The organism is Pseudomonas sp. Irchel 3H7 (genome assembly GCF_900187605.1).
Classification (GTDB): domain Bacteria; phylum Pseudomonadota; class Gammaproteobacteria; order Pseudomonadales; family Pseudomonadaceae; genus Aquipseudomonas.
In genome coordinates, this window is record NZ_FYEA01000001.1 from 305,451 (window position 1) to 330,611 (window position 25,161).

A 25,161-nucleotide genomic window follows, 5' to 3' on the forward strand; every position below is an offset into this window, starting at 1 on the left:
CCCGGACCGGGGCTAGACTCCTTTATTACCCAGTCGAGGGGGACGCAGGACGTCAGCCGTGCCCTGCCCAACTCCGTGACCACCGCCCGGTGGCGCACGCCTCGACCTTCGACGCCGCCGGACCGTGATCCTGTTTCAGGAGCACACATGATGGACGAGGCGAAGCTCAACCAATTCATGGGCAAACTGGTCAACGACATGGGCGGCGCGGCGATGCTGGCCAATGTCATCGTCGGCGAAGAACTCGGTTTGTACCGGGCGATGGCCGACAGTGAGCCAATCAGCGCCGATGCCCTCGCCGCCAAAACCACCTGTAATCCGCGTCTGGTGCGCGAATGGCTCAGCGCTCACGCGGCGTCCGGCTATATGGAGCACCACGACGGCCAGTTCCGTCTGCCGGAAGAACAGGCGCTGGCCCTCGCCGTCGAGGACTCGCCGGTCTACGTCGCCGGTGGTCTCGGGGTGGTGGCGTCGTTTTTCCACGACAAAGACAAACTGGTCAAAGCCATGCGCGGCAATGGCGCTCTGCCTTGGGGCGATCATCATCCGTGCATGTTCACCGGCACCGAGCGGTTCTTCCGGCCCGGCTACAAAGGTCACCTGATCGCCGAATGGCTGCCGGCGCTGGACGGCGTGGTGGCGAAACTGGAGGAAGGCGCCAAAGTCGCCGATGTCGGCTGCGGCCATGGCGCCTCGACGGTGATCATGGCCCAGGCCTTTCCCAACTCGCGCTTCGTCGGCTACGACTATCACGCGCCCTCGATCACTGTCGCCACCCAACGCGCCGAGGAAGGAGGAGTCAGCAGCCGGGCGAAGTTTTTCCAGGGCTCGGCAAAGAGCTACCCCGGCGATGACTACGACCTGATCTGCTATTTCGACTGCCTGCATGACATGGGCGACCCGGTCGGCGCCGCCCGTCACGCTTATGACTCGTTGAAAGACGACGGCACGGTGTTGCTGGTCGAGCCATTCGCCAACGACACGCTGGACGACAACATCAACCCGGTCGGACGGCTGTTCTACGCCGCCTCGACGTTTATCTGCACACCCAACTCGCTGTCGCAGGAAGTCGGCCTCGGCCTGGGCGCGCAAGCCGGGGAAATGCGTTTGCGCAAAGTGTTTTCCGAGGCCGGGTTCAAGCACTTCCGTCGGGCCACGCAGACACCGTTCAACCTGATTCTGGAGGCGCGCAAGTAAGCCATGCGGGTCGCGTGCTAACCTGCTGGCACTGCCCACTTCGGAGCGCTGACCATGCTCGACAGCCCGACCCGCGAACACCTCGACACCCTGCAAGAGGTGATGGCTGATGGCGACTTCATCGTACTGACCGGGGCCGGCATCAGCACGCCTTCGGGCATTCCGGACTACCGCGACAGCGACGGAGTACGCCGTGGCCGACAACCGATGATGTACCAGGAATTCCTCGCCGCCCCCGAGTCGCGCCGCCGCTATTGGGCACGGGCCATGCTCGGTTGGCCAAGGGTGCGTCAGGCGCAACCGAACGCGGCTCACGAGGCATTGGCCGATTTGCAGCACGGTGGGCTGATCCGTGACTTGATCACCCAGAACGTCGACACCCTGCACGATCAGGCCGGCAGTCACGACGTGATCGAACTGCACGGCAGCCTGCATCGGGTGTTGTGCCTGGACTGCGGTCAGCGCAGCGAGCGCGATGCGATTCAACAACTGATGGAATTGCACAATCCGTATCTGGCCGGGGTCGACGCGGTGCAGGCACCGGATGGCGACACTCTGCTTGATCCGGCGTTCGAGGCGCGTTTTCAGGTGCCGCACTGCCCGCATTGCTTTGGCGAGCGGATGAAACCGGACGTGGTGTTTTTCGGCGAAAACGTTGCGCAGCACACGGCGGCACGGGCGATGGCGGCGGCAGAAAATGCCGCGGGGATGTTGGTGGTGGGGTCTTCGTTGATGGCGTATTCGGCGTTTCGCCTGTGCCGGGTGATCGCCGATCGCGGGAAACCGTTGATTGCGATCAATCTGGGCAAGACCCGGGCGGATGATTTGCTGGATTTGAAGATTGAAGCGTCGTGTGAACAGCTTTTGCCGTTGTTGGTTGAAGTGCTGGATCGGTGAGTTGCTGCACTTTGTGCTCGACTCAGGACCCAAGCCCCTCACCCTAGCCCTCTCCCAAGGGAGAGGGAACTGACCGAGTTGTCTGGGCTGAATACTGCGACCTGAAAATGCTGAGTCGAGCTCACAATCTGAATAACCACGATCTGCTCCCTTTCCCCGAACACTAGGCCTCGCCCTCGCCCTCGCCCTCGCCCTCGCCCTCGCCCAAGGGAAAGGGAATTGACCGAGTTGTTGCTAGCGATACATCGACCTGTAAATTTCGAGTCGAACCCATTTTTTGAAATGCCCCCGATCAGCTCCCTTCCCCCTCGCCCCCTCTGGGGGAGAGGGTTGGGGTGCGGAGGTAGATCTCACAGTCGCCCGAGATCTTCAGCCTTGAGAATATCGAACAACGCCTGCGCCGCCGCCGACAGTTCATTGCCCGGTTCGGTCAGCACACCAATCGCCCGCTCCACCGAGTCATCCAGCGTCAGGCAATGGGCGCCCAATTCCTGCATCTGCCCGGCGCACAACGCCGGCACGGCACTGACGCCCAGCCCACTGGCGACCATCCGCCCGACCGTTGCCAATTGATGGCTTTCAAATTCTACCGGCAACTTCATGCCCCGCGCCTGCAAGTGCTCTTCGAGCATCACCCGCACCGTCGAGGGCCGCTGCAAGGTGATGAACGGCTCCTGCAATAACGTCTGCCAATCGATCTCGCTGCGCTGCGCCAATGGCGAATCCTTCGACACCACCGCGACGAAGCGATCTCTGTACAGCGGCGTAAATGTCATCGAGGTGTTTTGCATCGGCTCGAACGCCACCCCCAGCTCAACCTGACGATCACGGACCATTTCCAGCACTTGCTCGTTGATCACGTCATTGACCGTGACGTTGACGTTCGGATAGCGCGCGCGAAACGTTTTGAGGATCGGCGGCAACAGGTTGCCGGCAAACGACGGCATCGCCGCTAACGTCACCCGCCCGCGTTGCAGGCTAAAGCGTTGACGCATCTCGTCTTCGGCGTTGTCCCAGTCCGCGATCAGCCGTCGAGCCAATGGCAGCAAGGATTCACCTTCGGCAGTCAGTGCGACGTTGCGGGTGTTGCGACTGAACAGGCGCCCGCCCAGTCCCTCCTCCAGCGCTTTGATGGTCAGGCTCAACGCTGATTGCGAGAGATGCAGGCGCTCGCAAGCCACGGCGAAACTCAGGCTCTGGGCCACGGCGAGAAAGGCGCGGATCTGTTTGATGGTCATACTCAAACCTCAGGATCGTCGGTGGTGATCGTTCCCACGCTCCTGCGTGGGAATGCAGCCCGTGACGCTTCGCGTCACTGGACGCCGAGCGTCCCTAGAGGCATTACCACGCGGAGCGTGGGAACGATCAAAGCAGCACGCCATAACGCGACTATTGAGCTTTATCAATCAATCGACCTTAAAAATCAACTTAACAAATATATCTTCCAGCGAGACACTCCAACCATTCGGCTAGCCAGCCGCCCGCAAATAATAAAAGAGGTGCATATGGCAGGTTTCGACAAGCGCGTGAGTTCCTACGAGGAAGCCCTGGCCGGGCTTGAGGACGGCATGACCGTCATCGCCGGCGGCTTCGGTCTGTGCGGCATTCCGGAAAACCTGATCGCCGAGATCAAGCGCAAAGGCACCCGCGACCTCACCGTCGTCTCCAACAACTGCGGCGTCGACGGTTTCGGCCTTGGCGTACTGCTCACCGACCGTCAGATCAGCAAAGTCATCGCCTCCTACGTCGGCGAAAACAAGCTGTTCGAAGAGCAACTGCTCAAGGGCGACATCGAAGTCATCCTGACCCCGCAAGGCACCCTTGCCGAGAAGATGCGCGCAGGCGGCGCCGGTATTCCGGCCTTCTTCACCGCCACCGGCGTCGGCACTCCGGTCGCCGAAGGCAAGGAAGTGCGCGAATTCAAGGGTCGCAAGTACCTGATGGAAGAATCCATCACCGGCGACTTCGCCATCGTCAAAGGCTGGAAAGCCGACCACTTCGGCAACGTCGTCTACCGTCACACCGCGCAGAACTTCAACCCGCTGGCCGCCACCGCCGGCAAGATCACCGTGGTTGAAGTCGAAGAAATCGTCGAACCCGGCGAACTCGACCCCTCGCAGATCCACACCCCGGGCATCTACGTCGATCGGGTCATTTGCGGCACGTTCGAAAAACGCATCGAACAGCGCACCATCCGCAAATAATTCAGGCTGACGGAGAATAAAAAATGGCACTTACCCGCGAACAAATGGCTCAGCGCGTCGCCCGCGAAATGCAGGACGGCTTTTATGTGAACCTCGGCATCGGCATTCCGACCCTGGTCGCCAACTACATTCCTGAAGGCATGGAAGTCATGCTGCAATCGGAAAACGGCCTGCTCGGCATGGGTCCGTTCCCGACTGAAGAAACCATCGATGCCGACATGATCAACGCCGGCAAACAGACCGTGACCGCGCGCATCGGCGCGTCGATTTTCAACTCCGCCGAATCGTTCGCGATGATCCGTGGCGGTCATGTCGACCTGACCGTGCTCGGCGCGTTCGAAGTCGACGTCGAAGGCAATATCGCTTCGTGGATGATCCCCGGCAAACTGGTCAAGGGCATGGGCGGCGCGATGGATCTGGTGGCCGGCGCCGACAACATCATCGTGATCATGACCCACGCCTCCAAGGATGGTGAGTCCAAGCTTCTGGCCAAATGCAGCCTGCCGCTGACCGGCGCCGGTTGCATCAAGCGCGTGCTGACCGACCTCGCCTACCTGGAAATCGAAAATGGCGCTTTTGTCCTCAAAGAACGCGCACCTGGCGTCAGCGTCGAGGAAATCGTCGCCAAAACCGCTGGTAAACTGATCGTCCCGGATCACGTACCGGAAATGCAGTTCGCTGCCCAGTGAGGAATTCGAAAATGCAAGACGTCGTAATTGTTGCCGCCACGCGAACCGCGATCGGCAGTTTCCAGGGTTCGCTGGCCAGCTTCTCCGCGGTGGATCTGGGCGCGGCGGTGATCCGCCAGTTGCTCGAGCAGACCGGGCTGGACGGTGCACAGGTTGATGAAGTGATCATGGGCCAGGTGTTGACCGCCGGCGCCGGCCAGAACCCGGCGCGTCAGTCGGCGATCAAGGCTGGCCTGCCTCACGCTGTGCCAGCGCTGACCCTGAACAAGGTCTGCGGTTCGGGCCTTAAGGCTTTGCACCTGGGTGCGCAGGCGATCCGTTGCGGCGACGCTGATGTGATCATCGCCGGCGGCCAGGAAAACATGAGCCTGTCCAACTATGTAATGCCTGGCGCACGCACCGGTCTGCGCATGGGCCACGCGCAAATCGTCGACACCATGATCAGTGACGGTCTGTGGGATGCGTTCAACGATTACCACATGGGCATCACTGCCGAGAACCTCGTCGACAAATATGAGATCAGCCGTGAGCAGCAAGATGCTTTCGCCGCTGCTTCTCAGCAGAAAGCCGCCGCCGCGATTGAGGCTGGGCGCTTTGTCGATGAAATCACCCCGATCCTGATCCCGCAGCGCAAAGGCGATCCTGTTGCTTTCAAGGTCGACGAGCAACCGCGTGGCGACACCACCGCCGAATCCCTGGCGAAACTGCGTCCGGCGTTCAAAAAGGACGGCAGCGTCACCGCTGGTAATGCTTCGTCGCTGAATGACGGCGCCGCCGCCGTGATTCTGATGAGCGCGGAAAAAGCCAAATCCCTCGGCTTGCCTGTACTGGCTACCATCGCCGCTTATGCCAACGCTGGTGTCGACCCGGCGATCATGGGCATCGGCCCGGTATCGGCGACCCGCCGCTGCCTCGACAAGGCTGGCTGGAACATCGACCAGCTCGACCTGATCGAAGCCAACGAAGCGTTTGCCGCGCAATCGCTGGCGGTGGCCAAGGATCTGCAATGGGATCTGGACAAGGTCAACGTCAATGGCGGCGCCATCGCTTTGGGCCACCCGATCGGTGCATCGGGTTGCCGCGTGCTGGTGACCCTGCTGCATGAAATGATCAAGCGTGATGCGAAAAAGGGTCTGGCGACCCTGTGCATCGGCGGCGGTCAGGGTGTGGCGCTGGCGCTGGAACGCGCATAACCAGAGTTCAACAGTGAATGGCGGATCCACGACATCCGCCGCTTGCTGGCAACAAAAACCCGGTGCGACTTGCGTTGCACCGGGTGTTTTTTTGCCTGTTGGAAATGTGCTTTGAATGTTCCGGCCCTATCGCGAGCAGGCTCACTCCTACATTGGAATTGTGAACCCATTCAATTGTAGGAGTGAGCCTGCTCGCGATGGGGGCCAGTCCAAGCACCAACAATCTAAGGCTTGCGCAGCAAATACGTATCCATGATCCACCCATGCTCCGCCCGCGCCTTCTTGCGCACCCGCTCGATCTCATCCGCGACATCCGCCAGCCTGCCGCTAATCAGAATCTCATCCGGCGTGCCCAGGTAAGCCCCCCAGTAAATCTCGGTCTGCTGATCGGCCACCCGGTGATACGAATCCTCAGCATCGAGCATCACCACCAGACTGTCCGTATCACTCACCTGCCCTGCCGCCAAACGCCGCCCGGTGGTGATTTCGATGGAACGACCGATCGTGTTCAGCGGCACCTTGTGCTGCGCCGCCAACGCCTGAACGCTGGTGATCCCGGGAATCACCTCAAACTCGAAGGCACAGGTGCCCGAGGCCAGGATGGCCTGGAGGATACGCACGGTGCTGTCGTACAACGCCGGGTCGCCCCACACCAGGAAACCACCGCACTGGCCGTCAGATAATTCGTCATTGATCAGGCGTTCGAAGGTCTGCTGCTTGGCACGGTTCAGGTCATCGACACTGGCCGTATAGTCGACATCACCGCGTTTGCGTTCCGGGCTGTGGGCTTCGACAAAGCGATAGTCAGGGTCGTCGATGTAGCGCTCACAGATCTCGCGGCGCAAGTCGATCAGCTTGTCCTTGCTCTGGCCTTTATCCATCAGAAAGAACACATCGACCCGGTTCAGCGCTTTCACGGCCTGCATCGTGATGTAGTCGGGATTACCGGCACCGATGCCGATCACCAGCAGTTGTTTCATCAAAGTGCTCCTTGAACGTCGAGGCCCGGCAGACGCAAGCGCCAGCGCCCGGTGAAGCGCAATTCGACCGCTGACAACGGTTCGACATCAATGTCATGAAACGCCGAACCGCGCATCACGTGGATCAGCGCGGCGCGGATGACAAACGGATGCGTCACCGCCACTACATGTTCTGGTGTGGTTTGCAGACTGCTCAGCCATACCGCCACGCGCTCGCATAACTGCGTCACTGATTCACCGCCGTGAGGTGTCGCATGGGGATCTTCGAGCCAGGCGTGCAACGCCGCGCCTTCAGCGTTTTGCAGGGATTTGATCGATACCCCATGCCAGCGCCCCCAGTCACAATCGCGCAGCGCCTCATCAACCTGCGCATCCGCGCCAAACCACGCCGCAGTCTGGCGCGTGCGCAACTCCGGCGCGCAAATCAAACGTCGCGCGGCGTCGAAACGCTCGGACAATTCGCCCGATGCCAGCCCGATATTTTCAACAGGCTCATTCGTAGGAAAACACGCCAATTTCTGTGCGACGGTTCGCGCATGGCAAATCAATGTCAAACGAGTGGTCTGCACAGGTATCGCTCCGGTGGGCCTTCATGAAAATCAGCGGCGCAAAGCCATTCTGTCGTTAATTGTGCCGTAAACCGAGGGCTGCAGGGCTGCCGGATCGCCTCGGTCACAGCAGAAAAAAGCACAAATACGGCGATCTCTGACACTGCCGTGGGCGATGGACTACAAGCCCGATCGAATTACGTGTAGCCCTTGTTACACGGGCATCTCGCTTCATTCCGGAGCCTTTTCAACACACTGAAAAATTCACTAGACATGTAACGTCAGTTACATAAATACTGTTTTAACGGATTATGAAGCGAATTCAACACCCTCATCCAGCAGGAGCCCGGATGCCCCCTCTCAGAGACCTGATCACCGATCCCGGCCTGGATCTTACGCCGTCGGAGCGCAAAGTCGTTCGCGCCTTGCTTGATCAGTACCCACGCAACGGTCTGGGGCCGATGGCGCGTCTGGCCGAACATGCCGGGGTCAGCGATCCGACCATTGTGCGGCTGGTGAAAAAACTCGGCTTCGGCGGTTATGCCGAATTCCAGGAAGCACTGCTCAGCGACATGGACCACCGCTTGCGCTCGCCGCGCACGCTGCTGCAACCGCGCGCTCATCAGCACAAGGACGACGCCTGGAGCCACTATCTGGGCGACAGCCATCGCCTGCTGGTCGAAACCCAATCGCTGACCCAACCCGAAGACGTGCGCATTCTCACCGACTGGCTGCTCGATGCCCGGCATCAGGTGTACTGCTTCGGCGGGCGCTTCAGCAGCCTGATGGCCACTTACCTGCTCAATCACCTGCGCCTGCTGCGCCCCGGTTGCTTCGCTTTGGAAGACAACGCGCAATTGCCCGATCGCCTGTTCGATCTGCAACGCCAGGATGTCGTGCTGCTGTTCGACTACCGCCGCTACCAGACTCAGGCCCTGCGGGTCGCCAGCGCGGCAAAGAACAACAACGCGCGCGTGGTGCTGTTCACCGATATCTATGCCTCGCCGCTGCGCGAGCTGGCCGACCTGATCATCAGCGCGCCGGTGGAGTCGGCCTCGCCGTTCGACACCATGGTGCCCGCGCTGGCTCAGGTCGAAGCACTGATTGCCTGCCTGACCTTGCGCACCGAAAACCTCGCCGATCGCCTGGAAGGCATCGATGCCCTGCGCAACGACTTCAACACCCACCTGCTGGAGGATAAATAAGGATGTTCAGCCTTCCCCACCGCTCGCCACGGGATCTGCCGTTTGTCACTGACCATACCGCATTGTTGCTGGTGGACATGCAGCGTGCCTGGCTCGAACCGCAGTTCGACGCGCACCTCAATGGGCCTGACGCCGAGTATTTCCTGACCCGTGCGCACATGCAGGTGGTGCCCAACCAACGTCGTTTGCTCAGTGCCTTTCGCGAGGCGCGGCAGAACGTGCTGCACACGATTATCGAGAGCCTCACCGCTGATGGTCGCGACCGCTCGCTCGACCACAAACTCTCGGACATGCACCTGCCCAAAGGCAGCGTGCAGGCCAGGATCATTGAAGACCTGACCCCGGTGGAAAACGAAATCGTCCTGCCGAAGACGTCATCGGGCGTCTTCAACTCGACCAACATCGACTACGTGCTGCGCAACCTGCAAACCCGTCACCTGATCATTGCCGGCATCGTCACCGACCAGTGCGTCGACATGGCCGTGCGCGACGCCGCCGATCGCGGCTATCTGGTCACGCTGGTCGAGGACGCCTGCGCCACCTACAGCGCCGAACGCCATCACGCCTGCCTGAATGCGATCAAGGGTTACTGCTGGATCACCGACACCGACACCGTGCTCGCCCGCCTGCAGGAGATGCGGTCATGAGCACGCGCCTGACGCCGCTACCGATGACCACGCTGGTCACCACCGACCTGATCGGCATCACCCGCGGCCGCTCGTTTCCCACTGATGAGCTTGAGCATTATCAAGCCGCCGGGTGCGGCTGGGTGCCGGCCAACAGCGCATTGACGCCGCAGGACATCATTGCCTCGACCAATCCGTGGGGCGCGTATGGCGATCTGCGGCTGATTCCCGATCTGAGCAGCCGCGTCACCGTCGGCAATGGCCCGGACGCCGATGCCCCAGCGCTGGATTTCATCCACGGCGATATCCGCGAAACCGATGGCCGCCCGTGGGGCGCCTGCCCGCGCACGTTGTTGCGTGATGAAATCGAACGTTATCGCGATGGGTTGGGCTTGCAGGTCAACGCCGCGTTCGAGCACGAATTCAACCTGCACGCCGGTTTCGCCGAGCACCTGGCGTTCTCTCTCGAAGCCCAGCGTCAGGGCGCCGCGTTCGGCGGCTGGCTGCTCAGCGCCCTGCGCGCCGGCGGAGTCGAGCCGGAAATGTTTCTGCCGGAATACGGCAAGCACCAATACGAAATTACCTGCCGCCCGACGCTCGGCGTCGCGGCAGCCGATCGCGCCGTCAACGTGCGTGAGATCACCCGCGAGATCGCCCGGCAAATGGGCCTGGACTTGAGCTTCGCGCCGAAGACTGCCGCCGACGCGGTGTGCAACGGCGTGCACCTGCATGTCAGCCTGCTTGATCTGGGCGGTCTGCCGATGCTCTACGACGCTGGCACCAGTAACGGTCTGTCGAGTCTCGGCCAGCATTGGGCAGCGGGAATCCTGCATTACTTGCCGGCGCTGTGTGCGTTTACCGCACCGACGCCGGTGTCGTACGAACGCTTGCAGCCGCATCACTGGAGCGCCTCCTACGCCTGTCTCGGCCAACAGAACCGCGAAGCAGCGCTGCGCATTTGCCCGACGGTGACCCTTGGCGGCAAGCCCGTGGCCAACCAGTTCAACCTCGAATTCCGCGCCATGGACGCTACCGCCTCGCCACATCTGGCCATGGCCGCGCTGTTGATCGCCGGTCGGCTGGGCATCGAACAACGCTTGGCACTGAACGCGATCACCGATGAAATTCCCGATTCACTCAACGACGAGCAACGCCAGGCCCGGGGCATCGTCGCCCTGCCCGCCTCGCTGGCCCAGGCGCTGGATTGCCTGCGCAACAGTGGCGCCTTCACTGCATGGCTGCCCAAGCCGCTGCTCGACACCTATTACGCCCTGAAAACCGAGGAACTGGCGCTGACGGAACAGCTCTCGCCCGCTGACTTGTGTGAGCACTATGCACGCCTGTACTGAATCCGCCGAGCTGGGGTTGTACACCCGACCGGCCTACAACCTGAGCCGCGCCGACTCGACGCACCCGTTGATTCTGGTGTGCGAACACGCCAGCCGCTACATCCCCGAAGCTCTGAACAATCTGGGCCTGGACGAGGCCGCCGCTGGCGAACACATCGCCTGGGACATTGGCGCGCTGCAACTGGCCGAGCAGTTATCGGAGATGCTCGGCGCAACCCTGTTGAGCGCCAATTATTCGCGGCTGCTGATCGATCTGAACCGGCCACGGCACGCCCCGGACAGCATTCCGGCGCAGAGCGAGATTTATCAGGTGCCGGGCAACCGTGAACTGGACGAAGCCACCCGCGAATACCGCCGCCAGACCTTGTTCAAGCCGTTTCACGCGCGCTTGCAAACGCTGATCGACGAACGTGTTGCCAAGGGCCAAGCGGTGCGTGTGGTGGGGATTCACAGTTTTACCCCGGTGTATTACGGCCAGCCGCGACCGCTGGAGGCCGGCGTGTTGTTCGGTCAGGCCAAGGCCTACGCGCAACGCCTGCTCGACGGCCTCGGCGAACACCCGCTGAAAGTCGCCGGCAATCAGCCGTACAAGATCGATCCGCTGGGCGACATGACCGTGCCGGTGCACGGCGATGCCCGTGGCCTCGACTCGGTGCTGATCGAGGTGCGCAATGACTTGCTGCGCAGCCCCGAAGCCGTATCGCGCTGGGCCGGCTACTTCGCGCCATTGCTGTAGTGAATGAAAGACTGCTGACGCTGTAAACGATGGACCGATAACAACTAAAACGACCGACTGGCTGACAAGGAGTTGCGCTTCATGGAAATTGAAGAATTCGGCTACAAGCAAGAGTTGAAACGTAGCCTGACGCTGACCGACCTGGTGGTGTACGGGATGATCTTCATGATCCCCATCGCCCCGTTCGGTGTGTATGGCTACGTCAACGCCGAGGCCCCGGGGATGGTGCCGCTGGCGTACATCATCGGCATGGTGGCGATGCTGTTCACCGCGCTGAGCTACGGCAGCATGGCCAAGGCTTTTCCGATCGCCGGTTCGGTGTATTCCTATGCGCAACGCGGCCTTAATCAGCACGTCGGCTTCATCGCCGGTTGGCTGATGCTGCTCGATTACCTGCTGATCCCGCCGCTGCTCTACGTCTATGCGGCGATGGCGCTCAACCATTTGTACCCGGACATCCCGAAAGTCGGCTTCATTCTGGCGTTTCTGGTCAGCGCGACCTTCGTCAACCTGCGCGGCATCACTTTCACCGCACGGATGAACATCATCTTCCTGCTGGCGCAACTGGTGGTGCTGGGGATCTTCCTGTTCTATGCGTGGAATGCCCTGCACAACGGTGGCGGTAATGGCGAGCTGACCCTGGCGCCGCTGTATCACCCGGAAACCTTCAACTTCGCCCTGCTGATGCAAGCGGTGTCGATTGCCGTGCTGTCATTCCTCGGCTTCGATGCGATCTCTACCCTCGCCGAAGAAATCAAAGGTGATCCGGGCAAAAGCGTCGGCAAAGCCGCGCTGATCACGCTGGTGGTCATGGGGGTGATTTTCGTTGCGCAAACCTGGATTGCCACCGATCTGGCGGCCGGCATGGGCTTCAAATCCGCCGACACTGCGTTCTATGAAATCGCCGAAATCGCCGCCGGCAGCTGGCTGGCGACCCTGACTGCTGTTGCCACGGCATTGGCCTGGGGCGTGGCCGTGGCAATCACCTCGCAAGCCGCGGTTTCGCGCCTGCTGTTCGGTATGGCCCGCGACGGCAAATTGCCGAAGGTGCTGGCCAAGGTGCACCCGAAACACAACACGCCGTACCTGAGCATTTATCTGGTGGCGGTGCTGTCGCTGGTGATCTGCTACCTGTTCATCAACTCGGTCGACACCCTGACCTCGCTGGTCAACTTCGGCGCGCTCAGCGGTTTCATGCTGCTGCACCTGACAGTGATCAACTACTACTGGCGTCGGCAAAAGTCCGGTCAGGTCGTGCGTCACCTGATCTGTCCGGTGGTCGGTTTCATCATCGTCGCGGCCATCATGTACAACATGGGCGTCGATGCGCAGAAACTAGGCCTGATCTGGATTGCCCTGGGTCTGGTGTACCTGTTCTTCCTCAACAAGCTCGGCGCCAGTACCGCGCTGCCTGACCCGAGCAACGGCTGACAAGAAAAAGAGCGGCGTCTGACAACAAATCAGGCGACCGCCGATTTATCGCGTGGAAACCGACAGTGATAGTCAGGTTCGGCGACTTTGCCGAACCTTTTGATACAGGAGTATATCCATGCTGGTCTTACGCCCAGTCGAACAGACTGATCTGCCCCAGCTACAACAATTGGCCCGCGACAGTCTGGTGGGCGTGACCTCCCTGCCGGATGACAGCGAACGCCTGCGCGAGAAAATCGCCGGTTCCTGTACCTCGTTCGCCAGTGCGGCAGAGGCTAACGGCCCGGAGAACTACTTCTTCGTTCTGGAGGATCTGGACAGCCAGCGGCTGGTTGGCTGCTCGGAAATTCTCGCCACTGCGGGCTTCGACGAGCCGTTCTACAGCTTGCGCAACCGCCATTTCACCAGCGCTTCCCGCGAGCTGAACATCGAACACGGCGTGCCCGCGCTGTCGCTGTGTCACGACCTCAACGACCACACCCTGCTGCGCGGTTTTCATATCGACGCTGGGCTGGTGCGTACGCCGTTCTCCGAATTGCTGTCACGGGCGCGGCTGTTGTTCATCGCCGCCCATGCGCCGCGCTTTGCCGAGGCGGTGATTACCGAAATCGTCGGCTACAGCGACGAGGCCGGCCATTCACCGTTCTGGGATGCGCTGGGCAAACATTTCTTCGACCTGCCCTATGCGGAGGCCGAACGCCTGTGCGGGTTGCAGAGCCGCACCTTTCTCGCCGAACTGATGCCGCAATACCCGATCTACGTGCCGATGCTGCCGCAAGCCGCGCAGGACTGTATCGGTCGCATTCACCCGGACGGTCAGGAAGCGTTCGACATTCTTGAGCGTGAAGGCTTCGAGACCAATAGCTACATCGACCTGTTCGACGCCGGCCCGACCCTGTATGCGCGCACCTCGAATATCCGTTCGATTGCTCGTAGCCAGACCGCAACGGTGCAGCAACGGCCGCAGATCGATGCCCGTGGTCGTTACCTGCTGAGCAACGACGCACTGCACGGCTTTCGCGCGATCATGACCGAACTCGATTATCAACCCGATCAACCGCTGGCCCTCACCCCCGCAATGTGCGCGGCGCTGAACGTGACCGATGGCAGCCCGATCCGGCTGATTGCCCTGTGAAACCCGCGCGGTTGCGCAGCCAACGACAGTGCCCGAACAGGCGCGCAGAAGGAGTTACAGCATGATTGTCCGCCCGGTCAAAGTCAGCGACCTGCCAGCCTTGATGGCGCTGGTGCAACAGGCTGGCCCGGGGTTCACCACCCTGCCGGCCAACGAAGATCGCCTGTCCCACCGGGTCCGCTGGGCACAGCGGGCGTTCGCCGAACAAGTCGAACGAGCCGACGCGGACTATCTGTTTGTGCTCGAGGACGACGACATGCGCGTGGTCGGCGTCAGCGCCCTGGCCGGGGCGGTCGGCCTGCGCGAGCCCTGGTACAACTATCGGGTCGGGTTGACCGTGAGTTCGGCGCCGGATCTGGGCATTCAACGGCAGATCCCGACACTGTTTCTCAACAACGAACTGACCGGCCAATCGGAGCTGTGCTCGCTGTTTCTCGGCCATGATCAGCGCCACGGCAGCAATGGCCGCCTGCTGTCGCTGGGGCGGTTGCTGTTCGTTGCCGAGTTCCCGCACCTGTTCGGCGAAAAAATGATTGCCGAACTGCGCGGCAGTGCCGATGAACACGGTTGTTCACCGTTCTGGGACAGTCTGGGCCGGCATTTCTTTCAAATGGACTTCAGCCATGCCGATCACTTGTCGGGGCTGGGCAACAAATCATTCATCGCCGAACTGATGCCGCGCCAGCCGCTGTACACCTGCATGCTCACCGAACAGGCCCAGGCGGTGATCGGCCAGGCACACCCGAATACCGAGCCGGCGCTGAAAATCCTCCAGGCCGAAGGCTTCACCCACAAAGGCTACATCGACATCTTCGACGGCGGCCCGGTAATCGAAGCGCCGGTGCGCAGTATTCGCACCGTGCGCGAAAGCGTCGAGTTGACCCTGAGCCTCGGTAGTCCGGATGAACAGGCGCCGCTGTGGCTGATTCACAACCGGCGCCTGGAAAACTGCCGCATCACCGTCGCCCGCGCCCGCCGTGTCGGTAGCAGCCTGGTGATCGACCGCCTCACCGCCAAGCGCCTGCAACTGCAACCGGGCAATTCGGTACGGGCGGCGATGCTGCCCAATCAACAGCAACAGGCGGTGGCGGCCTGACGGTCACCACCGCAAAAAGGTAAATCCTTTCAGCAAAAGCGTCCGCGACATCCTGTCCCTTGCAAATTCGTCATGATCATTGACCCATTCGCGTGATAGCCTTTTCATTCTTCGGCGTTGACACCTTTGTTCAAGCCTTTCCATTCCTTTGTATTGGTGGAACTCGTATGACCAGGCTTTCCCATCAAGATTTGCGCCGTAACTTCCGTCAACTGCTGGCTTCCGACACCTGCTATCACACGGCTTCGGTGTTCGATCCGATGTCCGCGCGGATTGCCGCTGACCTCGGTTTTGAAGTGGGGATCCTCGGCGGTTCCGTGGCCTCGTTGCAGGTGCTGGGTGCCCCGGACTTTGCCCTGATCACCCTCAGCGAGTTCGCCGAACAGGCCACCCGCATCGGCCGCGTCGCCCAATTGCCAGTGATCGCCGACGCCGACCACGGCTACGGCAACGCCCTCAACGTGATGCGCACCATCGTCGAACTGGAACGCGCCGGCGTCGCCGCCCTGACCATCGAAGACACCTTGCTGCCGGCCCAATTCGGGCGCAAATCCACCGACCTGATCACCGTTGCCGAAGGCGTCGGCAAGATCCGCGCGGCGCTGGAAGCCCGGGTTGATACGGAAATGGCGATCATCGCCCGTACCAACGCCGGCATCCTGCCAAATCAGGAAATCATCAGCCGCACTCGCCAATATCAGGCGGCCGGGGCTGACGGCATCTGCATGGTCGGAATTCAGGATTTCGATCAGCTTGAACAAATCGCCGAACACCTGACCGTGCCGCTGATGCTGGTGACCTACGGCAACCCGGCGTTGCGCGATGACAAACGTCTGGCCGAACTCGGTGTGCGTGTGACCATCGATGGCCATGGTGCTTATTTTGCGGCGATCAAAGCGACGTATGACAGCTTGCGCGAACAGCGGCAGATCTTTACCCAGGCGTCCGACTTGAGCGCGACCGAGTTGACGCACACCTATACCCAACCGGAGGAATACATTCTCTGGGCCAAGGAATACATGAGCGTCAAGGAGTGATGGGTTGGCCGGGCTGACGCCATCGCTGGCAAGCCAGGCTCCCACAGGTTATGCGGTTCGACATCAATTGATGGTTCAACACCAAACCCTGTGGGAGCTGGCTTGCCAGCGATGAGGTCTGCCGCTACACCGCTAAACCGGCGTCTTGTAAGCCTCCTCCCGCTGCACCGCCCGCGCCTGAATCACATTCAGAATCGCACAGCCCTCGCGCATCAACAGATGCACCGCGCTGGTCACCCGTGTCAGATCACAATCGGAAATGCCCTTGAGGTTGAGACTGGCAAAGGTGTCGGCCAGATCCCGCACAACCACAAACCGGTGCATCGCACAGGCGGCCATGTCGCTGAGTTCTGAGTGGGTGTTGAGGAAGAGCACCGGGGATTCGGCGTCGTAGGTGTCGATGGGGAGGAAGCGGGGCATTACTTGTTCGTTCATAGGTGTATCTCCAGGTAATGCAACCACCGTTCGCGGCCAAACGAATAAGGTGGCAGCTGTGTGCGGGTTGGCCGACCAGATACCTGAAAGATCCGGCACACCCGCAGGTGTCCCGCGCACAGCTACCATTACACGCTGCTCAGTCCTTGAAGGTCTGAACAATGGCACTGTTGCATTTCAGGTTACCGACCGACCAAGGTCGTTCGCGGTGTTTTTCCGCGAGCACGAACTATAGGGGTAGATACCGAAACGCGGCAACAGGGTACGTTGTAGGAAACGTCTTGGAAAGTTGTACGCAATAAAGAGGGCTCGTAGGATCCGCCTAGAAGCGCACCAGACGCTCTCATTACCGCTTAGCCTGCGCATCATCCTGCCTCTTGTTTTCCGTTCTGCCCTGAATTAGAGTCCGACTCATGCCAGTGACTAGGAGCATCTCCAGTCATCAAATCTGGCCTCTACAGGTGTCTAGTCTCCTTTTACGTTTGTGTGTCTCTCTAGCAGTCAGCTAGGAGGCACACAGATAGTAAACTCTGCCTTTCAAGCAGGCGTATTCCGCATCCATCCACTCTCGCCATAGCTGATTCAGCTACCTATCGATTTCTGTCTAGATTACTACTGCTCTCGTAATTACTCCTCACCCTGTGAAATTTCCTACCCTATACACTCCCTCTGAAATGTATTTTTCCTACGTAAAACAGAGCAATTTCTCTTTTTTTTGAAATGATTGTGCAATGCGATGTTTTGCGGCATATTTTATCGAAAGCCACCCATCGCCCCAGTTAAACTCTAGGGTTAACAAATGAACAAAAGACCTTTAATAGATCTATTAACAGCGATGCATCAGGGAAAATTCAATTTCCCTGAACTGGGCACTGGAAACATCAACGACTTATACGAAACAAAAATCTATAACAACAGAGAAATACACATCCCAAACAAAAAACTAAAAACATTTCATTCATTCCTAAAACTTTTTCTTCTAGAACACCTAAGCACAAACGAAGAAGTTGTATTCTCATATCGAAAGGGTGTCAACGCTGTAGATGCAGTATCAAAGCACTCAAATAGCAAATATTTCTTCCAAACAGATATAAACGATTTTTTTAACAGCATTGACGAAGAACTGGTAAAAACAACAATAATCAGAGATATTGAAAAATGTCCAATTTCAGATATAAACCTGCACATCGACAACATCATTAAAACCCTAACAATAAAAAATTCTGTACCGGTCGGATTTTCAACGTCACCTCTCCTTAGCAACTCGTGCTTATTCATTTTCGACAACAGCCTCAAGGAGTACTGCGACAAAAACTCACTAACACTATCGAGGTATTCCGATGACATAATTGTCTCAGGCAAAAAAAAAGAACCCATACTTGAAGCCGAGAGATATATCGCCCAACTACTATCAGACACCACAAAAAACAAACTCTCACTAAATATCAAAAAAAGCAAACACACCCAAACAGGAAACAAAATAAAATTACTTGGAATGGTGATACTTCCCAATGGAAAAGTAACTATAGATATAAAGTTCAAAAAAGATACAGAAGTAAAACTACACTACTATTTAACAAACAAAGAAAAATTCATTGAGATTGTCGACTCAGACATAGAAACCGCAATAGAAAAACTGTCTGGACACTTAAACTATTACAACACAGTAGACCCAAGCTATTTAGACAAGTTAAGAAAAAAATACGGCGCCACCACTGTTGATATGTTTCTTCACAAATCGGACAGATTATAATGCTACTCTCAGTCGAACTAAAAAATATACAACATATTAAGAATATGATTTTTAGCTTAGACCTGAGCCAAAACAAGCTAACTTGCCTTGTAGGCAAGAATGGAATTGGAAAGACGACACTTATTAAATCAATTCTTAATTTTCGCTCCGCAGATACATTTTCAAAAACCACGTCACCTGGAGTGTTCAAGGATGGCAGTGAAGTCACGTATAAAATTGGGAATGACGAGTACCTATTCAGCTTCGATGCGACGATTAACACCCTCAACTGTAAGTCAGCGATCCCGGATGAGATTAAGAAAACTATTGATGTCGAACTGCCAATGCCGTATGGCCAGAGATTTAATCATTTCCAAAGTATCAGCACTGCCGACAAAGATATCAGAACAGCAATTATCCTAGGCAAATTCACAACACCTCACGAACTTATTGAATTCCTCAACGACATTTACTCCTGCGACAAATTCAACAACTTAATTGAAGTACAAGTAAAGAACACCAAATACTATTGTATCCCTCTCGAAAAAGACAGGTACGTAAGAGAGGACCATCTAAGCTCTGGCGAGTTTTTCTTGATTAGCCTTTATCGAAAAATCACCAATCGATGCAAACTGATTGTAATTGACGAAATAGATATCTCATTAGATGCAGCAGCTCAAGCTCATCTAATCCGACGGCTACGCGCTTTTTGCGACACATACAAAGTAAACATATTCTGCACAACTCATTCCCTAGCACTAATAAGAACTCTTAAAGACAAAGAGCTTTTCTACATGTCCAACAGCGAAGGAAGCGGCGACATAATTCCCGCATCATATAATTATATAAAAAGCATAATGTTTGGATTCAAAGGGTGGGACAAATACATCCTGACAGAAGACGACATGTTAAAAAATCTACTTGACTTCATTATCGCGAAATATTGCCCAACCAATTTCTCACAATACAAAATCGTCCCTATCGGAGGCGGATCAAATGTGACAAAGCTATTAGCACTCAACGCAAAAGAGCGTTTCCTTTCCAATCCGGAAAATGTAATCTCTATACTTGACGGCGACCAAAGAATATACAAACATATAAAAAACTGCCCCAACACCTATTTCTTGCCTTTCGACAGCGTGGAAAAGAGAATATTCCAAGACCACAAATTATCAAAATTTCTGCCAGATTTTCAATGCCCCGAAGCCATTGTCACCGATAAACATTTCTATAAAAAAATTATTGAAACCAACGAAACCACCGACCCTAAGATATTCGAATACCTTTGCAACTCCTCGATGGAGGATATAACTAATCTCAGCAAAGAAATCGCGTCTTTTTTAGCTCAAAGACCTGATTAACTCTACCTATTAAACCTTTGTTACTTCCGAAAGCTAAACAGCTCACAACCCATAACGGCCGCTCAGCTCTCGCTCATTTATTATTTTTTCTTGGCCAACTCCATAATCATCCGCGACAACAAATAAATCCGCGGCGCCACGCTCGCCACTTCGGCGTATTCCTCCGGCGTGTGAATATTGCCGCCAACAATCCCGAAGCCATCCAGCGTCGGCGTGCCAACCCCGGCCGACAAACTCGCATCCGCCGCACCGCCACTGCCCTCCTCCGTCAACTTGCGGCCAATCTCGCCGTAAATCCCCTGGGCCATGGCCATCAGACGATCCGACTCAGGCGTCTGCGGCATCGGTGGCAGCCCGCGTTGCAACGAAGTCTTCACTTCCGTCTCAGCAATCAGCTTGTCCTGCGACACCCGCGCCAGATCCTTCTCGATCCGGTCGAACTCCTCCGGCACCGCCGCGCGCACGTCGGCCTTGGCGGTGGCTTGATCGGGAATCACGTTGGTGCGGTCACCGGCCTTGAGCACTGTGAAGTTGATGGTGGTTTTCTTCGCCTCATCACCAAGTTTGCCCAACTGAAGAATCTGGTGCGCCGCTTCCATCGCGGCATTGCGCCCCAGTTCCGGAGCGACGCCAGCGTGCGCGGCTTTGCCCTTGACCTCGACCAGCGCCGTCGCGCTGCCCTTGCGCCACACCACCAGACCATCGGCCGGGCGGCCCGGCTCCAGATTGAGGGTCACGTCGTGCTGTTTGGCGGTTTTCTTGATCAGGTCGGTGGCGACGTCCGAGCCGGTTTCTTCACTGGCGTCGAGCAGGAATGTGATTTGCGCGTAGTCCTTGAAGTCGAGGTTTTTCAGGACTTTCAACGCATAGATCCCGGCGACGATGCCGCCCTTGTCATCCATCACCCCCGGCCCGTAAGCACGGCCGTCCTTGATGTGGAACGGCCGCTCGGCCGCCGAACCTTCCTTGAATACCGTGTCCATGTGCGCCATCAGCAGGATTTTCGCCTTGCCGGTGCCTTTTAACGTCGCGAGTACATGGTTGGATTTTTCCGGCGTATTGGGCACCAGCTCGATGGTGGCGCCGAGTTTTTTCAGCTCATCGATGGCGATGTCGCTGACTTGCTTGAGGCCCGGTTCATAGCCGGAACCGGAGTCGATATTGACCAGCCGCTCCAGCAGTTTCAGTGCTTCTGGCTGGTATTGCTCGGCATCGGCGAGCACTTGTTTGTGCGGTTCGGCGAAGGCGTGGGCAGCGGAGAAAGCGAGAGACAGGCCGAGGCTGGCGGCCAGCAGGGAGCGAGAAAATGAGAACGTCATGAAGCGATCCTTGTTTCGCGTCGGGGGGATTTAACCGTACCCGACATCGGCGCGAGGCTCTACACCGAATGCGACCTCTCCCAGACCGACACCGAACAAATTTGTAGGAGTGGGCCTGCTCGCGATAGCACTCTGTCAGTGACATTGATGGTGACTGACACAACGCTATCGCGAGCAGGCTCACTCCTACAGGGGATTGGGGTCAAAAAGCTCAGACCGAATCCAGCAATGTCCGCCGCGGCTTGTCATCGCAATTGCAGATCACCCGGTTACGCCCGCTCGCCTTGGCCTCGTACAACGCCTGATCGGCATCATTGAGCCAGCGCGTCGCGTCAGCATGCGCCGGATCGTACGCCGCCAGGCCGATGCTCAAGCTGACCTTCAACGCCGGATTCTGCTCATAGCCCAGAATCGCGAAGCGTTCGCGCAACGCCTCCATGGCCTGCGCGGCATTGAACAGCGGCAGATCCGGCAAAATCACGCAGAACTCATCACCGCCATAACGCCCGGCAACGTCTGTCGCCCGCAGGTTTTGTTTAAGTAACTTGCTCAACTGGCGCAACACGATGTCGCCCGCAACGTGGCCGTAAGTGTCGTTAATTGCCTTGAAGTGATCGATGTCGATCAGCGCAATCGCCGCGCCCTGCTTCTGCCGTTTGCAGCGCTGAAAAGCAATCTCCAGTTGATCCTTCCAGGCGCCGTGGTTAAGCAGCCCGGTCAGGCTGTCGGTGCGGCTCAGGGCCAGCAGTTCGCGTTTATGTCGACCGAGGGTGTAGGCCTGGCGAAAGCAGATCCAGCCCAGCGCCAACGGGTACAGCAGCAGTAACGGGAAGCAGGCGTACATTTGCGCAGGGGTGGTCTGCGGAATGAATGTCGGAGCAAAGACCACCAGCCCGACGCCGACCCCGAGCAACTGCGCCGCAGTGCCTGCCAATAGAAAACGTGAACCACCGATGGCGACGTTGTTCATCGCCATCATCGAAATGGTCGTGGCAGTGGGCAACGGATTGAAATGCATGGCGGCAAGCCAAAAGCCGCCGAAAAAGGCGTCGATCAACAGATTGCGGTGTTCAGCGTGGTAAGGAACCCGGGCGCGGCGTGCCCATTGAAACGCCAGATGCGGCCAGACCAGGCCGTTGAAGAACATCAGTGCCCAGACCCACAGCGGCGGATCGAGCGAGTACATCGCCACGCTCACGCACACGAGCCCCAGAATCAACCCGAGGATGCGCGATGTATAAAGCCTCCTGGCCAATGAAAGTCCCTTTCCTCCGGTATTTCCCATAAGGACCTCGATCACGCACACCGCAGGACGGATGTGCTGGAAGTCTAACAGGGCGACGTTAAATAGCCATCACCGGCCAGCGGGCTGAATAGAGCGACATCAGGGCCGCGCACAGTGCAAATATTTGGCTATACATGAAAGGAGCAAAATGGAAAAACAACTATAAGAAGGAGGCCCATGCACACCTATCTCGTGTTGATCATCGGCAGCGGTTTTGGCGGTCAATGTGCTGCGATCAACCTGCTCAAAGCCGGGATCGACGATTTTCGCCTGCTGGAGCGACGGGACTTCTTTGGCGGCACCTGGTGCCAGAACACCTACCCCGGCGCGGCGGTGGACGTGCCGTCGCCGCTGTATTCGCTGTCGTTCGCGCCGTACCGCTGGTCGCAGATGTTCGCCGGGCAGGCCGAACTGCAGCGCTACACCGAGCATGTCATCGAGCAATTCGGTTTGCGCGAGCGCGTAGAGTTGCAAGCCGATGTCGAGCGTGTCGAATGGGACGACACGGAAAAACGCTGGGCCGTGCACACCGCCAGCAAAGGCACCTTTTATGCGCAGTTCCTGATCAATGCCACCGGGCCATTGAGCCAACCGGTCATCCCACACTTTCCCGGCCAGGATCGCTTTCAAGGCAAGACTTTTCATACAAACAACTGGGATCACAGCTACGACTATCGCGATAAACGCGTGGCCATCGTTGGTAGCGGTGCCAGTGCGGTGCAAGTGATTCCAGCCATTGCGGAACAGGTCGAGCAACTGCACGTGTTTCAACGCACACCGCATTGGGTGCTGCCCCGCGCCGATCGTCAGTTCGGACCGCTGCAACGCTGGCTGCTCGGTCTGAAACCCGCCTACAAATTATTGCGCTGGCTGATTTACTGGCAATTCGAAACCCGGGTCATCGCCTTCAAATATTCCAAAGCGGCGATTCACATGGTCCAGCAGCACGCCCTGCGTTTTCTCAAACGCCAGGTGCCGGACCCGCTGCTGCGAGAAAAACTCACCCCGGACTTCACCATTGGCTGCAAACGGGTACTAGTCTCCAGCACCTATTACCCGGCGCTGAGTCGCGCCAACGTCACCTTGCATACCCGCGAGCAAGGCATTGCGTCCATCGACGAAACCGGCATCAACACTCAGGACGGTCAGCACATCGACGTTGATCTGATCGTCTGGTCGACCGGTTACGACGCCACCGACGGGGTGATTTCCTACCCGGTCAGCGGAAAAAACGCCGTGCAACTCAGAGATGTCTGGGCGCAATACCCGCGCGCGTATCTGGGCACCAGCCTGCCGGACTTTCCCAACCTGTTTATCGTCACCGGGCCCAACACCGGCATCGGTCACACCTCGGCGCTGTTCATCATCGAATCGCAGATGAACTACATCCTCGACTGCATCCGCACCGTGCAGGCCAAAGGCCTGCGCAGCATTGAAGTGCGCCGTGAAGCGGAACGTACCTACACTGAGATGATTCATCGGGAAATGCAGCGCACGGTATGGAAGTCCGGTGGTTGCCACAGTTGGTATCAAAGCAAGAGCGGTCATGTGATCGCGATGTTTCCCGGCTTCAGTTTCAGCTATCACCGCTTGACCCGAGCGCTGAAACCGGCCGACCACATTCTGTCCTGAACACGTAAAAGGAAGACGTCGATGCTTTTGCTGTTTGTCGCCCTCGCGGTTTTCGTAGCCTGGAGTTGGTTGAGTTATCCGGCGGTCGGTCATTGGCTGTACGACCTGAACATGGCCATCGAGGCCAAGTTGTACAAATTGCACAAGATCGAAGTGCCGATCGCCGAGATGACCGTCTCGACCTGGCAGGGCGGGCCGTATGAAGCGGCCAGCGCGATTCTGATGCTGCATGGCTACAGCGCCGAGAAGAACCTGTGGCTGCGCTTTTCCCGGCATTTCGTGCGCCAGTATCGGGTGATCATTCCGGACCTCGCCGGCCATGGTGAAACCGGCTTCAAGGCTGGCGGCGGTTATGACATTCCGTTGCAGGCCAAGCGCATGATCCAGTTGCTCGACGTCTGCGGCGTGGAGAAAGTCCACGTGATCGGCAACTCGATGGGCGGCTACATCGCCGCGTGGCTGGCGGCGACGTATCCCGACCGCATCGCTTCGGTGGCATTGATCGACCCGGCGGGCGTCACCGCGCCCGAGGTCAGCGACATGGAGCGGCATCTGGCGCGCGGGCATAACCCGTTTCTGATCAACTCGCGGGAAGAATTTCGCCAGTTTTACGCGATGACCATGGAGTCGCCACCGTGGGTGCCGAACCTGGTGCTGGACGCCATCGCCCAGCGCTACGAGCAACAACGCGATGAACTGGAAGAGATCTTCCGCGATTTTCGCGCCAGCCCGCCGATGGAGCCGAAACTGCCCGACATCAAATGCCCGGCGCTGTTGCTCTGGGGCCGCAAGGATCGGCTGATCGACGTCAGCAGCGTGCCGGTGTGGAGCAAGGGCATCGCCAATTTGCGTGTGGATGTCTGGGATCACGTCGGGCACATGCCGATGGTTGAACAGCCGGGGAATACTGCGCGCCTGTATCGGGAATTCCTCGGAAGCCAGAAATGACACTCAACACATCCTGTGTAGGAGCTGCCGAAGGCTGCGATCTTTTGATTTTGCTTTTTAAAAACAAGATCAAAAGATCGCAGCCTCGTTTCACTCGACAGCTCCTACAAAGTGACGAGGTCTGAG

23 protein-coding genes are annotated in these 25,161 nt (G+C 57.9%); 17 read left to right on the top strand and 6 right to left on the bottom strand.

What is annotated here, in order from left to right:
- The first annotated feature begins 150 nt into the window (after positions 1–150).
- Positions 151–1,197 carry a class I SAM-dependent methyltransferase gene (locus tag CKW38_RS01415; RefSeq protein WP_095111834.1) on the top strand — a complete coding sequence of 349 codons (1,047 nt, stop codon included), beginning with the start codon at positions 151–153 and terminating at the stop codon, positions 1,195–1,197.
- 54 nt (positions 1,198–1,251) lie between these two features.
- Positions 1,252–2,094, top strand: coding sequence for an NAD-dependent protein deacetylase (locus CKW38_RS01420; RefSeq protein ID WP_007919572.1), 843 nt, complete (start codon positions 1,252–1,254; stop codon positions 2,092–2,094).
- A gap of 350 nt (positions 2,095–2,444) precedes the next feature.
- On the opposite strand, the gene CKW38_RS01425 is transcribed toward CKW38_RS01420, so the two are convergent.
- Positions 2,445–3,332, bottom strand: a complete 888-nt coding sequence (locus CKW38_RS01425; protein WP_095111587.1) for a LysR family transcriptional regulator — start codon at positions 3,330–3,332, stop codon at positions 2,445–2,447.
- A gap of 267 nt (positions 3,333–3,599) precedes the next feature.
- Here CKW38_RS01425 and CKW38_RS01430 point away from each other — a divergent pair, with 267 nt between their 5' ends.
- The 3 genes from CKW38_RS01430 to CKW38_RS01440 are packed head-to-tail and all read left to right on the top strand — an operon-like array spanning position 3,600 to position 6,180.
- The gene (locus CKW38_RS01430; protein WP_007919568.1) at positions 3,600–4,298 is read left to right on the top strand and encodes a CoA transferase subunit A; all 699 of its coding nucleotides are present in this window, start codon (positions 3,600–3,602) and stop codon (positions 4,296–4,298) included.
- Between the two features lie 23 nt (positions 4,299–4,321).
- Positions 4,322–4,987 carry a CoA transferase subunit B gene (locus CKW38_RS01435; protein WP_007919566.1) on the top strand — a complete coding sequence of 222 codons (666 nt, stop codon included), beginning with the start codon at positions 4,322–4,324 and terminating at the stop codon, positions 4,985–4,987.
- Between the two features lie 11 nt (positions 4,988–4,998).
- Entirely contained in the window at positions 4,999–6,180 is a 1,182-nt protein-coding gene (locus tag CKW38_RS01440; RefSeq protein ID WP_095111588.1) for an acetyl-CoA C-acetyltransferase, read from the top strand.
- A gap of 224 nt (positions 6,181–6,404) precedes the next feature.
- On the opposite strand, the gene cobF is transcribed toward CKW38_RS01440, so the two are convergent.
- The gene (gene cobF / locus CKW38_RS01445; RefSeq protein WP_095111589.1) at positions 6,405–7,160 is read right to left on the bottom strand and encodes a precorrin-6A synthase (deacetylating); all 756 of its coding nucleotides are present in this window, start codon (positions 7,158–7,160) and stop codon (positions 6,405–6,407) included.
- A complete protein-coding gene (locus CKW38_RS01450; protein WP_007919562.1) occupies positions 7,160–7,729 on the bottom strand; it encodes a histidine phosphatase family protein in 570 nt (189 codons plus the stop codon). Before CKW38_RS01450 ends, cobF begins: the two co-directional genes overlap by 1 nt.
- Before the next feature lie 329 nt (positions 7,730–8,058).
- On the opposite strand from CKW38_RS01450, the gene CKW38_RS01455 reads away from it, so the two are divergent.
- From CKW38_RS01455 to CKW38_RS01490, 8 genes are all read left to right on the top strand, one after another.
- On the top strand, positions 8,059–8,913 hold the full coding sequence (locus tag CKW38_RS01455) for a MurR/RpiR family transcriptional regulator (RefSeq protein ID WP_007919561.1): 855 nt from the start codon (positions 8,059–8,061) through the stop codon (positions 8,911–8,913).
- A 2-nt stretch (positions 8,914–8,915) separates the two neighbouring features.
- The gene (locus tag CKW38_RS01460) at positions 8,916–9,560 is read left to right on the top strand and encodes an isochorismatase family cysteine hydrolase (RefSeq protein ID WP_007919558.1); all 645 of its coding nucleotides are present in this window, start codon (positions 8,916–8,918) and stop codon (positions 9,558–9,560) included.
- Positions 9,557–10,888 (top strand): glutamine synthetase, encoded by a 1,332-nt coding sequence (locus CKW38_RS01465; RefSeq protein WP_095111590.1) that lies wholly within the window; start codon positions 9,557–9,559, stop codon positions 10,886–10,888. Before CKW38_RS01460 ends, CKW38_RS01465 begins: the two co-directional genes overlap by 4 nt.
- Positions 10,872–11,624, top strand: coding sequence for an N-formylglutamate amidohydrolase (locus CKW38_RS01470; protein ID WP_095111591.1), 753 nt, complete (start codon positions 10,872–10,874; stop codon positions 11,622–11,624). The genes CKW38_RS01465 and CKW38_RS01470 overlap by 17 nt, the downstream gene beginning before the upstream one ends.
- Before the next feature lie 81 nt (positions 11,625–11,705).
- Positions 11,706–13,055, top strand: coding sequence for an APC family permease (locus CKW38_RS01475; protein WP_007919552.1), 1,350 nt, complete (start codon positions 11,706–11,708; stop codon positions 13,053–13,055).
- A gap of 118 nt (positions 13,056–13,173) precedes the next feature.
- A complete protein-coding gene (locus tag CKW38_RS01480; protein ID WP_095111592.1) occupies positions 13,174–14,190 on the top strand; it encodes an arginine N-succinyltransferase in 1,017 nt (338 codons plus the stop codon).
- A 61-nt stretch (positions 14,191–14,251) separates the two neighbouring features.
- Positions 14,252–15,286, top strand: coding sequence for an arginine N-succinyltransferase (gene astA / locus CKW38_RS01485; protein ID WP_095111593.1), 1,035 nt, complete (start codon positions 14,252–14,254; stop codon positions 15,284–15,286).
- 167 nt (positions 15,287–15,453) lie between these two features.
- A complete protein-coding gene (locus CKW38_RS01490; RefSeq protein WP_007919546.1) occupies positions 15,454–16,323 on the top strand; it encodes an oxaloacetate decarboxylase in 870 nt (289 codons plus the stop codon).
- 132 nt (positions 16,324–16,455) lie between these two features.
- Here CKW38_RS01490 and CKW38_RS01495 read toward each other — a convergent pair whose 3' ends face one another.
- Positions 16,456–16,758 carry a hypothetical protein gene (locus CKW38_RS01495; protein WP_007919544.1) on the bottom strand — a complete coding sequence of 101 codons (303 nt, stop codon included), beginning with the start codon at positions 16,756–16,758 and terminating at the stop codon, positions 16,456–16,458.
- A gap of 799 nt (positions 16,759–17,557) precedes the next feature.
- Between CKW38_RS01495 and CKW38_RS01500 the strand changes: the two genes are divergently transcribed.
- On the top strand, positions 17,558–18,511 hold the full coding sequence (locus tag CKW38_RS01500) for a reverse transcriptase domain-containing protein (RefSeq protein ID WP_007919542.1): 954 nt from the start codon (positions 17,558–17,560) through the stop codon (positions 18,509–18,511).
- Complete coding sequence (locus CKW38_RS01505; protein ID WP_007919540.1) at positions 18,511–19,851, top strand: ATP-dependent endonuclease; 1,341 nt, start codon at positions 18,511–18,513, stop codon at positions 19,849–19,851. Before CKW38_RS01500 ends, CKW38_RS01505 begins: the two co-directional genes overlap by 1 nt.
- Before the next feature lie 80 nt (positions 19,852–19,931).
- Here CKW38_RS01505 and CKW38_RS01510 read toward each other — a convergent pair whose 3' ends face one another.
- Both CKW38_RS01510 and CKW38_RS01515 read right to left on the bottom strand, forming a co-directional pair.
- Positions 19,932–21,170 carry a M20/M25/M40 family metallo-hydrolase gene (locus tag CKW38_RS01510; RefSeq protein ID WP_095111594.1) on the bottom strand — a complete coding sequence of 413 codons (1,239 nt, stop codon included), beginning with the start codon at positions 21,168–21,170 and terminating at the stop codon, positions 19,932–19,934.
- 211 nt (positions 21,171–21,381) lie between these two features.
- Positions 21,382–22,455, bottom strand: coding sequence for a diguanylate cyclase (locus CKW38_RS01515; RefSeq protein ID WP_095111595.1), 1,074 nt, complete (start codon positions 22,453–22,455; stop codon positions 21,382–21,384).
- A 177-nt stretch (positions 22,456–22,632) separates the two neighbouring features.
- Between CKW38_RS01515 and CKW38_RS01520 the strand changes: the two genes are divergently transcribed.
- Together CKW38_RS01520 and CKW38_RS01525 are read left to right on the top strand one after the other, a co-directional pair.
- Complete coding sequence (locus CKW38_RS01520; protein WP_095111596.1) at positions 22,633–24,087, top strand: NAD(P)/FAD-dependent oxidoreductase; 1,455 nt, start codon at positions 22,633–22,635, stop codon at positions 24,085–24,087.
- A 21-nt stretch (positions 24,088–24,108) separates the two neighbouring features.
- Entirely contained in the window at positions 24,109–25,035 is a 927-nt protein-coding gene (locus CKW38_RS01525) for an alpha/beta fold hydrolase (RefSeq protein ID WP_007919529.1), read from the top strand.
- Positions 25,036–25,161 lie beyond the last annotated feature (126 nt).

Bases quoted from the DNA above. Each gene is read 5' to 3' on its own strand.
- CKW38_RS01435 (WP_007919566.1), top strand. From the start codon at position 4,322: ATGGCACTTACCCGCGAACAAATGGCTCAGCGCGTCGCCCGCGAAATG.
- cobF (WP_095111589.1), bottom strand. From the start codon at position 7,160: ATGAAACAACTGCTGGTGATCGGCATCGGTGCCGGTAATCCCGACTAC.
- CKW38_RS01510 (WP_095111594.1), bottom strand. From the start codon at position 21,170: ATGACGTTCTCATTTTCTCGCTCCCTGCTGGCCGCCAGCCTCGGCCTG.
- CKW38_RS01460 (WP_007919558.1), top strand. From the start codon at position 8,916: ATGTTCAGCCTTCCCCACCGCTCGCCACGGGATCTGCCGTTTGTCACT.
- CKW38_RS01430 (WP_007919568.1), top strand. From the start codon at position 3,600: ATGGCAGGTTTCGACAAGCGCGTGAGTTCCTACGAGGAAGCCCTGGCC.
- CKW38_RS01500 (WP_007919542.1), top strand. From the start codon at position 17,558: ATGAACAAAAGACCTTTAATAGATCTATTAACAGCGATGCATCAGGGA.
- CKW38_RS01480 (WP_095111592.1), top strand. From the start codon at position 13,174: ATGCTGGTCTTACGCCCAGTCGAACAGACTGATCTGCCCCAGCTACAA.
- CKW38_RS01475 (WP_007919552.1), top strand. From the start codon at position 11,706: ATGGAAATTGAAGAATTCGGCTACAAGCAAGAGTTGAAACGTAGCCTG.
- CKW38_RS01420 (WP_007919572.1), top strand. From the start codon at position 1,252: ATGCTCGACAGCCCGACCCGCGAACACCTCGACACCCTGCAAGAGGTG.
- astA (WP_095111593.1), top strand. From the start codon at position 14,252: ATGATTGTCCGCCCGGTCAAAGTCAGCGACCTGCCAGCCTTGATGGCG.
- CKW38_RS01455 (WP_007919561.1), top strand. From the start codon at position 8,059: ATGCCCCCTCTCAGAGACCTGATCACCGATCCCGGCCTGGATCTTACG.
- CKW38_RS01415 (WP_095111834.1), top strand. From the start codon at position 151: ATGGACGAGGCGAAGCTCAACCAATTCATGGGCAAACTGGTCAACGAC.
- CKW38_RS01490 (WP_007919546.1), top strand. From the start codon at position 15,454: ATGACCAGGCTTTCCCATCAAGATTTGCGCCGTAACTTCCGTCAACTG.
- CKW38_RS01470 (WP_095111591.1), top strand. From the start codon at position 10,872: ATGCACGCCTGTACTGAATCCGCCGAGCTGGGGTTGTACACCCGACCG.
- CKW38_RS01515 (WP_095111595.1), bottom strand. From the start codon at position 22,455: ATGGGAAATACCGGAGGAAAGGGACTTTCATTGGCCAGGAGGCTTTAT.
- CKW38_RS01520 (WP_095111596.1), top strand. From the start codon at position 22,633: ATGCACACCTATCTCGTGTTGATCATCGGCAGCGGTTTTGGCGGTCAA.
- CKW38_RS01425 (WP_095111587.1), bottom strand. From the start codon at position 3,332: ATGACCATCAAACAGATCCGCGCCTTTCTCGCCGTGGCCCAGAGCCTG.
- CKW38_RS01505 (WP_007919540.1), top strand. From the start codon at position 18,511: ATGCTACTCTCAGTCGAACTAAAAAATATACAACATATTAAGAATATG.
- CKW38_RS01495 (WP_007919544.1), bottom strand. From the start codon at position 16,758: ATGAACGAACAAGTAATGCCCCGCTTCCTCCCCATCGACACCTACGAC.
- CKW38_RS01440 (WP_095111588.1), top strand. From the start codon at position 4,999: ATGCAAGACGTCGTAATTGTTGCCGCCACGCGAACCGCGATCGGCAGT.
- CKW38_RS01525 (WP_007919529.1), top strand. From the start codon at position 24,109: ATGCTTTTGCTGTTTGTCGCCCTCGCGGTTTTCGTAGCCTGGAGTTGG.
- CKW38_RS01465 (WP_095111590.1), top strand. From the start codon at position 9,557: ATGAGCACGCGCCTGACGCCGCTACCGATGACCACGCTGGTCACCACC.